The organism is Mycobacterium tilburgii, assembly GCF_902168065.1.
GTDB lineage: Bacteria > Actinomycetota > Actinomycetes > Mycobacteriales > Mycobacteriaceae > Mycobacterium > Mycobacterium tilburgii.
The window spans coordinates 23,994-36,084 of the sequence record NZ_LR655723.1; the positions used below are offsets into that span (position 1 = coordinate 23,994).

Below are 12,091 nucleotides of genomic sequence, written 5' to 3' on the forward strand. Positions count from 1 at the left end.
CTTCTACAGGCGCCCAGTCGCTTTCATGGCCAGGTAGCGGTCGGCCAGCGTGGCCGCCAGATCAGTGGGCGGCGCGTCGACGACTTCCACGCCGATCTGGCGCAGTCGGGTCGCGATGGCGCGGCGGTCATTACGGGATCGCTCGGCGGCGCCCGCGTCGTAGACGGCGGCGGCGTCCAAACGCCCGGCGGCCATTTGGTCGACCCGGGGGTCGGAGGACGCCGCGATGAGCAGATGATGCTTGGCCGACAGCTGCGGCAGCACCGGCAGCAGCCCCTCGTCGAGGGCGGTGGCGTTGAGATCGGTCAGCAGCACCACCAACGCGCGCCGTCTGGTCCGCCGGGTGATGGCTGCAACCATTGTCCGCCAATCTGTTTCGATGAGGGTTGGCTGCAGCGGGGCCATGGCGTCCACGAATTGGGCGAGCACCTCGGTGCGTGATGCGCCGAACACGCCTGCCCGGCTCACTCGGTCATGGGCCAGGAAGTCGACATGGTCGCCGGCCCGCGAGGCCAGGGCGGCCAGCAGCAGTGCCGCATCCATCGACCAGTCGAGCCGCGGCCATCCCGCGGGGTCGGCCGCTGGACCGTACGAGGTGGGGTCAACGCCGATGCGGCCGGCTGCCATGCGTCCGGTGTCGAGCACGATCACCACCCGACGGACGCGTTCGGGGCGCCAGGTCCGCACCATCACGTCGGCCCGCCGCGCGGACGCCCGCCAGTCGATCGAACGCACGTCGTCGCCGACGACGTACTCGCGCAGCGAGTCGAATTCGGTTCCCTGCCCGCGGATCAGGGTGGGCAGCAGTCCGTCGATCTCGCGCAGTTTGGCCAGCCGGGACGGCAGGTGTTTGCGCGACAGGAACGGTGGCAGCACCCGGATCTGTCCGGGCACCGGCCGTGATGCCTGCCGCCCGGCCAGCCCCAGTGGGCCGATGGAGCGGGCCGTGACGACGGCCGCGCGTTGATCACCGCGCCGGAGCGGCCGCAGAAGGGTCTCGATCCGCTGGTAGTGGCCGGCGGGGATTTGCACCGGGGTGATCCGGGGCGTGGCGCGCGCGCTGGGCGTCCAAGCGTCTCGCACCTGCCCGCGGAACCGGCGCGACCCGTCGTTGTGAATCTGCAGCGTCACATCGACCGGCTGACCGAGCCGGGCCGAGCTGTCCGGTGAGCGGGCGTAGCGCAGCCGCCGGGGGCTGGCCGCCAGGGCGATGTCGACCGCCACCACCGCCGCCAGGGCGGCCAGCAGTGCTTCGAAAACCCTTGCCGGCCATGGGGAAAGCGCGATCGGAATGACACACAACAGCGCCACCAGGCCGGTGCGTCCGGTCAGGACCACTAGCGTGGCACCGGGACCGACGCCAAGATGCCGTTGAGCACACCGTCGGGCGTCGCGCCCTCCAGCTCGGCTTCGGAGCGCAGCATGACCCGGTGCCGCAGCGTCGGGCGGGCCATCGCCTTCACGTCGTCCGGCGTGACGTAGTTGCGGCCGGACAGCCATGCCCACGAGCGCGCCGTGCCCAGCAGGGCGGTGGCCCCGCGCGGTGACACGCCGAGTTGCAGGGCGGGGGAGGATCGGGTGGCGCCGACGATGTCGACGATGTAGCCTAGCACCTCGTCGGCGATCAGAACCTGTTGCACCGCTTGCCGGCCAGCCGCCAGCTCGGCGGGTGCGGCCACCGGTTTGATTGCGGACAGGTTGCGAGGATCAAAGCCGTGAGCGTGCCGGCTCAGAATGGCGATCTCGGCGTCCCGCGGAGGCAGTGTCACGTTCAGCTTGAGCAGGAAGCGGTCGAGCTGGGCCTCGGGCAACTGGTAGGTGCCCTCGTATTCGACCGGGTTCTGGGTGGCGGTGACGATGAATGGGTCTGGTAACGCCCGCGATTCACCCTCGACGCTGACCTGACGTTCCTCCATCGCCTCGAGCAGTGCGGCCTGGGTCGTGGGCGGCGTCCGGTTGATCTCGTCGGCCAACAGCAGGTTGGTGAACACTGGGCCCGGGCGGAACACGAAGTCGGCGGTGCGCGCGTCGTAGACCAGGGAACCAGTGACGTCACCCGGCATCAGGTCGGGGGTGAACTGCACCCGTTTGAACGCCAATTGCAAGGCCGCGGACAAGGCCCGGACCAGGAGCGTCTTGGCCACTCCCGGAACGCCTTCCAACAGCACATGCCCGCGACACAGCAGCGCGATCACCAGGCCGCTGACCACTGCTTCCTGTCCTACGACGGCCTTGGCGAGCTCGCTGCGCAACGCCAGCAGGGCATCACGCGCCGAGTCGGCGGTGACGGATTCAGCGGTCGGCGATTGCGTCACGAGTTTGTGACCTGCCTTTCGATTTCGTCGAGCGCGCGGGCAAGGTGGACCAGGTCATTGTCGGTGCCCGGCGGCGGGCCGAACAGGTGGTAGGAGACGAATCCCGCGTCGAGACCGGTGCGCTGGGCGAGTGTCATCACCACCGCCTGCGGGTGCGCGCCGGGCACCAGGCTCAGCCGGGGCGACAGCCGCTGCAGAGTGGCGGTGCGCAGCGCGGCGGCCGCGCGGTCGCGGGCCCGGCGCGAGCGGTACAGCCGGCCGCGGCCCTCCACGGTCTCCGACGCGCGGACCACCACGGGCAGCTCCTCGGCCACCAGCGGTCCGGGGCGACGGCCCTTCCACAACACGACCAGCAGCACCACCACCCACAGTTGCCAGACGATCCAAGTGACGTTGTCCGGGATGAGATCGAGAAGTGATGTGGGAGAGGACGTTTCACCTTCGGCGTGGTGTGGCGCGTACCAGATGAGCCGAGGGCGGGCGCCCGCGAGGTTCATTGCCAGCGCGGCGTTACCCGCGTGCAACAGGCCGTCATTGGTCATGAAGTCGCTGCTGCCGACCGCGGTGACGGTACGCCCGCCGTCCCGGAACCGGATCAGGACCCCGTCGTAGCAGCGGGCCATCGGCCGGCCATCCTTGGCGTCGAAGGTGTCGCTCGGCCCGAAGTGCACCGATCCGGCCCGAACAGCTTCGCGCAGCGTGCAATCCGGATCGCTGTCGAAGTCGCTGCTGGCCGAGACGCGGATACCTGGCAGCAGGGCCGCCCGGGTTCGGGCGGTCGGTTCGACCAGCAACAGGTCGCCGGGCGCATCGGCCAGGCGCCGCAATTGTTCGTCGTTGGTCAGGTACTGACTCTGGGCCACCAGGATCAGTGTGTCGGGACGGGCCGCCTTTTCGACGTCGTCGAGGCTTTCGGCGACGATGACGTGGACGCCGCCGTCGCGCAGCAACGTCGCCAGTGCATGGGTACCGTCGGTTCCGGTGGACTCCGGGTCCATGCGCGGCCCCGGGCGTGGCGCCGTTAGGTAGGCACCGATCCAGGCGATGAGCCCCAGCACGACGAGCGTGAGCGCCACCCAACGCCACACACGCCACCGCCCGGTCGCGGTGAGCGCGGTCGGCGAGGGCGGTGAGACCGTGGCCATCACCGCACCTCGGCCGATGATCGGGCTGGCGCGGCGTGGCACGCCGTGGACCCGGCGACCGGTGTTCGCATGCGCAGATGATCGTCGAGGTCAACGATCATCTGATAGGCGTCCTGAGTTCCCGGCAGTTCACCGTAGGTGACGTCGTTGAACGCCGTCGCGGCCTGGGTCAATTCGTCGGTCAGGTGAGGCAGCGCCGCAGCGGCGTCGCAGGCCAGCTCCTTGGCGGTGCGGCCTGGCACCGGATTGAGCACGCCGGTCTCTTCGAGTTGACGTGCCACGGCGCGTAACCGATGGCGGATGGCCGCCGTCCAATCGCCTTCGGCTACATAGCGTTCCGCCGTTTCGCGATGTTGGGCCGCGGTGAGCAGGGCGGCTTCGAACAGCTGGTAGTCGCCGCGGTACCGGGTGCGCATGGTGCGCCGGGCGATGTGGATGGCGATCACCACGGCGACGGCGACCAGGACGAGCAGCACGGCGGTGGTCAACCATCCGCCGGGGATCGACGCGGACTTCTGCAGCAGCCGGTACAGCATTTCGTTGATCCAATCGAGGACCTGCTGGGTCGAGGACGCCTTGGGGTAGATCGGTTTGTTCAGCTCGATCTGGGCGATCTGATGTGCGTCATCGCGGTCGATGTTAATGGAAGGCACGGCAGCCGATCCTCACTCGGCCGTTGAAAGGCCGGGTCAGCCAGAGGATGTCGGTTGAGGCCGCCGCGTAGGGGCCGCTGGCCACGCCGGATTGCAGCACCAGATCGAACGCCTCGGCCCGGATGCGGCGGTCGGTGTACAGCAACACGATGACACCCGCGTTGAACGGCACCGTGACGATTTGGCCGATCGCCGAACCGATGGATGTGATCGCGGTGCCCAGCAGCAGGATTCCGGTCGAGGGCATGCCGGCCATGATTACCTGACCGGCGATGCTGAACGGCGCGCCTATCGCGCCGGAGACCACACCCGCCGCGATGAACGTCAGCAACCGGATGCCGAGCACACGCCAGAATCCACCCTGAAGCAGCGTAAAGGATCTGGTGATCGCGTTCAGCACTGGCAGCCGCTCCAGCACGATCAGCACGGGAACGAACAACACCACCATGTACAGGTAAACCATCAACGCGCACACGGCGAAGACGAGCGGGACGTCCAGCAGGACCGCCGCGGCGTCGTTACCGATCGCGGCGATCATCGTGATGACGACGACCACCAGCCCGAACAGGACCGCGACGACTGCCGCCTCCAACAGCGCCAGGCCGAGCAGCGCGAGCAACCGCCCGCGGATCTTCAGCCACGTTTCCCGGATGGTGATCGTCGAGCCGAACACCGCGTGGCTGACAATGACGGTGAGCATGCCGGACAACAGCATGCCACCCAGCCAGGTGACGAGCAGGCCCGCGCCGGCCGACCCCAACCACGCGCCGAAGATGCCCCAGTTCACCTCGCTCGGCTCATCGCCGTAGAAGTTGCCGAAAGCGGCCACCGGTCCGACGGTGGCGATCAGCGAAACGATCTGCATGAGCATAACGACGATCGCGGTCAACCCCAGGGTGGCTTTCGGGTTGGTGCGGATATAGCCGACCGTCCCGTTGAAGATGTCGCTCAAGGTCAACGGCCGCAGCGGTATGATGCCGGGTTTGATTGCGTCCGGTATCTGCTGGGCCGGGCCATACCCCGGCGCAGCTCCGTAGCCGGGTGGCGCGCCATAGCCCGGCTGGAGCCCATACCTGGGGCCATACCCGGGCGGGGGACCGTAGCCGGGCGTGCCGTATGCCGGTGGAGAGCCGGCCGATGCGGGCCCTCCCGGCGGGGGGCCGGTCGGATAGCCAGGCGGCGGCGTGCTCACCGGGTCCGGCAGCCGTAGTCGTTAGTCATGGGGTCCATCCTGTCGGCGCTCAGGGCTTTTCTCAATCATCCCGAGTTTTGCGTGCCGCCCACGCTGGCCTGCACCGTCCGGAAGCGTAACGTCTCCATCATGGCCGAACTCTAAGGCCCGGCTGCGGGCAGACCTGACCGGGGCGATGAAGGCTCAAGATAAATTGCGGACCGCGAGACCCTGCGTATGTTGCTGGCCGCGGTGCAGACCGAGGAGGTCTCCGGCAAGGAAGCCAGGGAACTCACCGATGACGAAATCGTCAAAGTGCTGGCCCGGGAATCCCGCAAGCGTGCGAAGCCGCCGAGATCTACACACAAGAACGGGCGCGGTGAGCTCGGCGCGGCATGCCGAAGCGCGGATCATCGACGAGTACCTGCCCACTCCGCTTACCGAGGCCGAGTTAGTCGATGCGGCTGACACGGCCATCGCCCAAGTTGCTGAGGCGATCGTTGAGCGTTCGGGCATGAAACAGATGGGGCAGGTCATGAAGGCCGCTACCGCGATCGCGGCCGGAAAGGCAGACGGCGCCCGGCTTTCCGCCGCGGTCAAAGAGCGGCTGTAGCATGTGATGCCGTCCGTTTGTTCCGGGCCTGCCGGGGTATCCGGTTGATTATGACCAGGTTCGGCTACACCTTGATGTCCGAGCAGAGCGGGCCCAAAGACCTTGTGCGATACGCAGTTTCGGCCGAGAAGCGCGGGTTCGATTTCGAGGTCTGCAGCGACCATTTCTCGCCCTGGCTGACATCGCAGGGCCATGCGCCCAACGCCTGGGCGGTCCTGGGCGCGGTGGCACACGCGACCGAGCGGGTGGGCCTCTACACCTATGTCACCTGCCCGACGATGCGCTACCACCCGGCGATCGTCGCGCAACAGGCCGCTACCGTTCAGATCCTGGCCGACGGGCGATTCACGCTCGGGTTGGGCAGCGGTGAGAACCTCAACGAACATGTCGTCGGCAAGGGGTGGCCGACCATCGAGCAGCGCCACGACATGCTGCGCGAGGCCATCAAAATCATACGCGAGTTGTTCGGAGGCCGCTTGGTCGACTGGCGCGGCGAGTACTTTCAGGTCAATTCCGCCCGCCTATGGGACCTGCCCGACGTCCCGGTCGGTCTCGGTGTGGCGATGAGCGGTGCCAAGAGTGTCGAGAAACTCAGCAAGCTTGCCGACCACTTGATCGCCGTCACGCCCGACAAGGACCTGGTGGACGCCTGGCATGCGGCGCGTCAGGCCGCCAACGGCGCTGAAGGCGGACGGGTGATCGGGCAGGTACCGGTGTGCTGGGACCCCGACCGCGACGCCGCGATCGAACGCGCGCACGAGCAGTTCTGCTGGTGTTTCGGCGGGTGGGCGGTCAATGCAGACCTGCCGACGCCCGCCGGATTCGCCGGCGCCACCCAGTTCGTGCGCCCCGAGGACGTCGCCCACGGCATCGCCTGCGGGCCCGACCTCGACGCCATCGTGGACGCCGTGCGGCCGTACTGGGAAGCCGGTTTCACCGATATCGCGCTGATTCAGATCGGTGGGGCCGCGCAGGAGCAATTTCTCAAGGAAGCAGCAGAACCCCTGCTCAGTGTGCTGCGGGCGGCATCGCCGTAGCCGTGGGGGAGCCTCGGCACGGCCAACGGGAGCCCTTAGGGCGCCCGCGGCGCCGGCTAACGGTGAAGGAGAATGGCAAACCAATTGCAAGACAAGACGATCGCCTTCCCGGCCGCCGACGGGGTGGAAAAGTTGAGCTCGAACAACCCCGTGCGGCGCTGGAACAGGCCGGTGCCCGAACCGAACTGCTGTCGCTGAAGACCGGTGAAATCCAGGCGCGCGAACACGATCTCGAACCCGCCGGCCAGTTTCTGGTCGATCGCGCGGTGTCGGAAGCCTCGGTAGACGCATTCGACGGCCTCGTGCTGCCCGGGGGCACGGTGGATCCCGACAAGCTCCGCAAGGACGACACAGCCGTCGCCTTCGTCCGATCGGGGAAGCCGGTCGCGGCGATCTGTCACGGACCGTGGACGCTGGTGGAGGCCGACGTGGTGAAGGGGCGAACGCTGACCTCCTACCCGAGCATCCGCGCCGACCTTCGCAATGCGGGCGCGGACGTCGTCGACAAGGAAGTCGTCGTGGACGGCAATCATCACCAGCCGCTCCCCGTCTGATTTGCCGGCATTTTGCTCGGCCATTATCGAGCAGTTGGCGCACGTGACAACGGGATAGGCCTGGCCAGCGGGTTGACGGTTTCAACCCTTTCTCAGTGGGCATTAATCACACAACATGCCGTGATAACCGCGGCGACCAGTGCGAAAGGCCCACAATTGACAAGCACGTACCCCATTGTGTCCGAGGTGTCGGTTGCCCCCGCGGTGTATAAGCCACAAGACGACTCCCGATTGCTGGTCCGCGCAATGCAATACAGCGGATTGATTCCTGGCCGACGAGTATTGGATCTGTGTACCGGCAGCGGATTCGTGGCTATCGCGGCGGCCGAAATGGGCTGCGCGGGTGTCACCGCGTTCGATATCTGCCCGCACGCCGTGCATTCCACCCGCGGCAACGCGACGGTCGCGGGCGTCGACATCGACGTCCGGGAAGGGTCGTGGATCGCCGCGCTGCGGTGCGAGCCGTTCGAGGTGGTAGTGTTGAATCCGCCTTACGTGCCAACTCCCCCTGAGGAGGACATCGACACCGTCAAGCCCGGTGTCGGTCCCTCGTGGGCGTGGAATGCCGGTACCGACGGGCGGCGGGTGCTGAACCCGCTGTGTGAGACGGCGACGAATCTGCTATGCCGCGGTGGTTCGCTGTTGCTTGTACAGTCGGCACTGGCCGGTGCGCACCGGTCGCTGGACTGCCTGCGGTCGACCGGGTTGGAGGCCGACATCGTTGCCTGCGAGCGGATCCCGTTCGGGCCGGTGTTGTCGGCACGGGCGGCCTGGCTCGAGCAGGTCGGTCTCGTGCCGCGAGGCTGCCGGGAAGAGGAGTTGATCGTGATCCGGGCGGACAAGCCGTGAGCGGAACCAGGGTGCGGATAGTGCCCAAGGGCCCGATCCTGGTGTCGGGGCCGGTACGTGTCGAGATCGACGGCGGCGGCGTGGTTGAGTCCGACCGATTCATGGTCGCCATCTGCACCTGTAGCCGCAGCAAGGGATACCCGTTGTGCGACACCAGCCACCGGCGGTGCCGGCACGTCGAAAGCGTTGCCGCGAAACCTAACTGAGCGGCTGCCGCAGCGAGCTGGCGCCCTGCGTCCAGGACGCCATGATGCGCTCCGCCAGCCGGTCTTCGACCGCCGCGAACGCACGCATGCCGAATACGATGTCGCGGTCCAGCTTCGGCTCGCGCGTCACCAGGTCGGCGACCACGTCATGCCGCATGACCTGTTCGTGAACGGCGTCGGCCTCGACGTGTTCTCGGTAGAAGATGACGCACGCTGCTGGCGCGCCCATCCGCTCGAGCGCCTGGACCATGCGCCGCGAACCGGGCGATGACGTGATCTCGGTGGCGGCGAAGTGCCCGATGGCCGCGCCGCGCAGCCAGCGGTGCAGACCGAACAGCGACATCAGGTTGACCGCCGCGAGCGCTTCGGCTGGAACGAAGTCTAGGTAACTCAGATAGGTCGGGTCTAGATCGGCGGCGCTCAGCAGGTTCGCGAATAGCTGCTGATGCACCCGGGCGCCCTGCCCGGCACCGTACTCGTCGAACTCGACCGCCACGAACGCTGCCTTGGCGCCGCCGGTCAGCCGCGGAATGGCCCACGCGTGCGGGTCGCCCTCTTTGAGGTGGTACAGCGACCGCTGCACGAAGTATTCGCGCATCTGCTGCCAGGTCCCGGTGTCGCGCAGGTGATACGACGGGCCGGTCCCCTCGGCGGGTTCGATCGAGAGCGAGTCCATCTCCGCCGCCGAGGTGCGGTCCGGGTCGATGGGGCCGACGTCACGGCGTACCCCCGCCAGGAAGGCGCGTTCGAGTTCGGCTCGCAGCTGCAACAGGTCCGGGTTCCACTCCCAGGTGGGGTCCACCCCGACGAAACCCCGATAGTGTAGCTCGTAGCACATGCACAGGGCCAGCTGCAGGTCCAGGCCGTACGGGTCCGAGTCACGCACCGACGCGCTCACCCGCGCGAGATGGTCACCGGAGGGTGGGCCGGTCAACGCGCGGTGCACGGCCGTTGACAACGGACCGTGTGCTGCAGGAAGGGCGGGTTCGAGCACGATCGACGTGCGGGTCACGTTGCTAAAGGTACCACGATCGGCATCCCCGCAGACGGTTGCCCGCGTGCCGGTCAAGCTGTGTCGGCGCGCCGGGCCGGCCACCGGACCAGTCATCGACTGCGTCGGGCGACGTCAGTACCTGGAAGGTGATGTCGACCGTTGGCCGCCGGTGGCCTCCAGGAGCCGCGATCGCTGACGCGCGCTCGGATCTCACCGTCGACGGTTTCGACCTCCACCAGCGTGGTGCCCACCCCGTGGCCGCGGTAGGCATGTTCGACGCAGTTGGTGCATGCCTCGTTGACAACCAGCACGATGTCGTCGATCAACTCACGGGGAATATCGGCTCCCCGCAGCCAGTCGGCCAGCCTATGCCGGATGACGGCCAACTCGTTTGCGATGGCATGGGTTTCGATACGCAAGGCTGCCTGCTGGTGGCGGTAGATCACCATCGCCACATCGTCGTCATACCCGGACGGCGGCGCGAGCCGGCGAAGCACTGCATCCGCGACCGCGTCCAGCGGCAGGGTCCTGGTCTCCACCAAAACTTTAGCGGCACGGGCGACTCCGTCGTCGATGGACTCGTGCTTGCGTTCGACCAGCCCATCGGTGAACACGAGCAGCGTCGAACCCGAGGTCAGCCGGCACGAGATCTGCGGGCGCGCCTCGTCGCGGCGCACCGCAAGCAGAACCGATCGGGCGTCGCTGAGCAGCGTGGTGCCCGACGGGCCGGCGAGTACTGCGGGCATGTGGCCGGCGTTGCTGTACTCCATGACCCCGGTGGCGGTGTCGAGGATCGCCAGAACACGGTGGTGCAGTACGCATTTGGAATCAGTGAGGCAGCCAGATCGAGCTGCTCGAGCAGCAATGCGGGCTGGGCGCCGTTGATAAGCAGGGCCAGCGCCGAGCTGCGTAAATGACCCATGATCGCGGCAGCCGGCAGACCCCGGCCCACACAGTCGCCGACGACGATGCCGATGCGGTGCTCGCCGATGGGCAGCACGTCATACCAGTCCTCCAACGGCGGGGCCGCCGGTTCGTAACGCATCGCGAAGCCCGGCGGCGGTTGCATGGCCGGACATGCTGCATAATCAAACTGAGGTGACCGATCAGCACCGTGACCAACAGTTGATCCTTCGCGCGACCCAGCGCGGCGCACCCAGCTCCAACCACAGCGCGAGGTCGCCCGCGCTGGACAGCACCGCGACCAATCTCTGCGCCTTGCCGGGCTTGTTCGGTTGCTCGACGGTCTTTGCGGTCAGCGGAGTTGCTGGTGCGACTCCTGAAAGGTGTTGCGTAGCCACGGATCCAGGCCACGCCACGTCGTTTCGGCGGGCTCCCCCGTCACCTGGACGCTGGGCTCGCCGTCACCGGCGGGCCAGGTCACCGCGATGACGCGCTGGACGCCGATGGCGCTGCGGGGCCAGGGTCTGCAACAGAAACTCCAGCGCGATGGGTGCCTCGATGTGAATGTTCTGGGCGACCTCGAGGATCAGCCGGACGTGGTGCTCGATGATGTCGAGCATGCTGATCCGTTCCTGCAGTGCCCGGCGTCCCAGCTCGTGGCCGACGGCGAGGTGTCCTCGTCGCGTGCGGCCAGGTAGGCGCGCAGCACGGCGTTGTATTGGACGTGGAACTCGTCGGTGGCGGTCATGCCGAGGCCCCCGGAGCCGCGCGGCGAGCACCATGGCGTCGTCGGTTTCCTTGGCGTGTGTTTGCCCAGAATGTGGTCGGTAATCACGGTCGCCGGCAGCGAAGTCGATCTGTTCCAGGTGGTCCTCGGCGATGCCGTCGCTGGCGATCACGATCAAATCGCCGTGCCGTATCGAAATCGTTTGTTCGGGACGGATTTCAGGAAATGCGCCTCGTCACACTCCGCGTCTCATAGGCGGGCCACGTCTCCCGGCGGACCTCGGTCGTCGTGGAAAACCGGTTGTCCAGCGCGGCGACGTCCCGCTGGGCCTCCCAGGGATAGCTCCAGGTCCAGTAGATGCTGATGCGGCGGCGGCCCGGCGTGTGTTCGCGCGGCAGATGTGCCTGGTTGTTAGGTGCGCGTGGGTGTGTTCATGGTGTCCCCACTAGCCAGGTATCGAAGGCCGTTGAGGCTCGAGAGAAAGAAATACACACCGCCGGTGAGTGTGGTTAAGGCCGGCAGGCCCTTGAGGGTTTTACAAATGGGACGCTTGGTAATCTTGAATTCCATTGTGCCGTTTTGAGTTCCACAGATGGGTTCGTGCTCGTTGCGCAGCTCGTGGAAGTTGCGGTCGTTGATCCACACGTTCTATGCTAACTCGAATTAGCGTACCAGGCTGGCGCAGATGATGAATGCCGCGATGCCCCGGTCGGCGCCGTCGTCGTCGACGCCCTCGGGAAGTGCCGCGCCGTAGGTCACCCCGGCACCGGATCATCCGGCGCCGGTTCATGTTGACCGCCGATGGCCGAGCGCACCGCGCCCCCTGGCGGATCTGCTCGAACAACGCTGGTGGAGTGTGTTCGTCAAGCGTAAACTTGGTAAGAACGGCAAGGTTGGTCCACCGGTCCATGACGATCGGGTAGG

10 protein-coding genes and 6 pseudogenes are annotated in these 12,091 nt (G+C 67.0%); 5 read left to right on the forward strand and 11 right to left on the reverse strand.

Going from position 1 to position 12,091, the window contains the following annotated elements; all coding sequences use genetic code 11:
- Window positions 1-3 precede the first annotated feature (3 nt).
- The 5 genes from FQ389_RS13270 to FQ389_RS13290 are packed head-to-tail and all read right to left on the reverse strand — an operon-like array spanning window position 4 to window position 5,305.
- On the reverse strand, window positions 4-1,338 hold the full coding sequence (locus tag FQ389_RS13270; protein ID WP_144208370.1) for a DUF58 domain-containing protein: 1,335 nt from the start codon (window positions 1,336-1,338) through the stop codon (window positions 4-6).
- Entirely contained in the window at window positions 1,338-2,315 is a 978-nt protein-coding gene (locus FQ389_RS13275; protein WP_144208373.1) for an AAA family ATPase, read from the reverse strand. Before FQ389_RS13275 ends, FQ389_RS13270 begins: the two co-directional genes overlap by 1 nt.
- The gene (locus FQ389_RS13280) at window positions 2,312-3,460 is read right to left on the reverse strand and encodes a DUF4350 domain-containing protein (protein WP_144208376.1); all 1,149 of its coding nucleotides are present in this window, start codon (window positions 3,458-3,460) and stop codon (window positions 2,312-2,314) included. Before FQ389_RS13280 ends, FQ389_RS13275 begins: the two co-directional genes overlap by 4 nt.
- On the reverse strand, window positions 3,460-4,113 hold the full coding sequence (locus FQ389_RS13285) for a DUF4129 domain-containing protein (RefSeq protein ID WP_144208379.1): 654 nt from the start codon (window positions 4,111-4,113) through the stop codon (window positions 3,460-3,462). Before FQ389_RS13285 ends, FQ389_RS13280 begins: the two co-directional genes overlap by 1 nt.
- Window positions 4,100-5,305 (reverse strand): hypothetical protein, encoded by a 1,206-nt coding sequence (locus FQ389_RS13290; protein ID WP_144208382.1) that lies wholly within the window; start codon window positions 5,303-5,305, stop codon window positions 4,100-4,102. Before FQ389_RS13290 ends, FQ389_RS13285 begins: the two co-directional genes overlap by 14 nt.
- A 175-nt stretch (window positions 5,306-5,480) precedes the next feature.
- Between FQ389_RS13290 and FQ389_RS13295 the strand changes: the two are divergent.
- The 5 genes and pseudogenes from FQ389_RS13295 (at window position 5,481) to FQ389_RS13315 (ending at window position 8,543) form a co-directional block, all read left to right on the forward strand.
- A pseudogene (locus tag FQ389_RS13295) lies at window positions 5,481-5,897 on the forward strand (GatB/YqeY domain-containing protein).
- 50 nt (window positions 5,898-5,947) lie between these two features.
- The gene (locus tag FQ389_RS13300) at window positions 5,948-6,934 is read left to right on the forward strand and encodes an LLM class F420-dependent oxidoreductase (RefSeq protein ID WP_144208385.1); all 987 of its coding nucleotides are present in this window, start codon (window positions 5,948-5,950) and stop codon (window positions 6,932-6,934) included.
- A gap of 72 nt (window positions 6,935-7,006) precedes the next feature.
- Window positions 7,007-7,546: pseudogene (locus FQ389_RS13305) on the forward strand (type 1 glutamine amidotransferase domain-containing protein).
- A 98-nt stretch (window positions 7,547-7,644) separates the two neighbouring features.
- Entirely contained in the window at window positions 7,645-8,337 is a 693-nt protein-coding gene (locus FQ389_RS13310) for a HemK2/MTQ2 family protein methyltransferase (protein WP_144208388.1), read from the forward strand.
- On the forward strand, window positions 8,334-8,543 hold the full coding sequence (locus tag FQ389_RS13315) for a CDGSH iron-sulfur domain-containing protein (RefSeq protein WP_144208391.1): 210 nt from the start codon (window positions 8,334-8,336) through the stop codon (window positions 8,541-8,543). The genes FQ389_RS13310 and FQ389_RS13315 overlap by 4 nt, the downstream gene beginning before the upstream one ends.
- On the opposite strand, the gene FQ389_RS13320 is transcribed toward FQ389_RS13315, so the two are convergent.
- From FQ389_RS13320 to FQ389_RS13330, 6 genes and pseudogenes are all read right to left on the reverse strand, one after another.
- Window positions 8,536-9,555 carry an iron-containing redox enzyme family protein gene (locus FQ389_RS13320; protein ID WP_144208394.1) on the reverse strand — a complete coding sequence of 340 codons (1,020 nt, stop codon included), beginning with the start codon at window positions 9,553-9,555 and terminating at the stop codon, window positions 8,536-8,538. The two genes, FQ389_RS13315 and FQ389_RS13320, sit on opposite strands and share 8 nt — an antisense overlap.
- Before the next feature lie 140 nt (window positions 9,556-9,695).
- Window positions 9,696-10,951, reverse strand: a pseudogene (locus FQ389_RS21335) (ATP-binding SpoIIE family protein phosphatase); the annotation flags it as partial.
- Complete coding sequence (locus FQ389_RS23135; protein WP_456085326.1) at window positions 10,902-11,222, reverse strand: phosphatase RsbU N-terminal domain-containing protein; 321 nt, start codon at window positions 11,220-11,222, stop codon at window positions 10,902-10,904. The gene FQ389_RS23135 and the pseudogene FQ389_RS21335, both read right to left, overlap by 50 nt.
- Window positions 11,196-11,390: pseudogene (locus tag FQ389_RS22580) on the reverse strand (SpoIIE family protein phosphatase); the annotation flags it as partial. The pseudogene FQ389_RS22580 and the gene FQ389_RS23135, both read right to left, overlap by 27 nt.
- A pseudogene (locus tag FQ389_RS20295) lies at window positions 11,378-11,565 on the reverse strand (hypothetical protein); the annotation flags it as partial. The pseudogenes FQ389_RS22580 and FQ389_RS20295, both read right to left, overlap by 13 nt.
- 13 nt (window positions 11,566-11,578) lie before the next feature.
- Window positions 11,579-11,975: pseudogene (locus tag FQ389_RS13330) on the reverse strand (peroxidase); the annotation flags it as partial.
- Window positions 11,976-12,091: the final 116 nt, after the last annotated feature.

Bases quoted from the DNA above. Each gene is read 5' to 3' on its own strand.
- FQ389_RS13280 (WP_144208376.1), bottom strand. From the start codon at position 3,460: ATGGCCACGGTCTCACCGCCCTCGCCGACCGCGCTCACCGCGACCGGG.
- FQ389_RS13300 (WP_144208385.1), top strand. From the start codon at position 5,948: ATGACCAGGTTCGGCTACACCTTGATGTCCGAGCAGAGCGGGCCCAAA.
- FQ389_RS23135 (WP_456085326.1), bottom strand. From the start codon at position 11,222: ATGGTGCTCGCCGCGCGGCTCCGGGGGCCTCGGCATGACCGCCACCGA.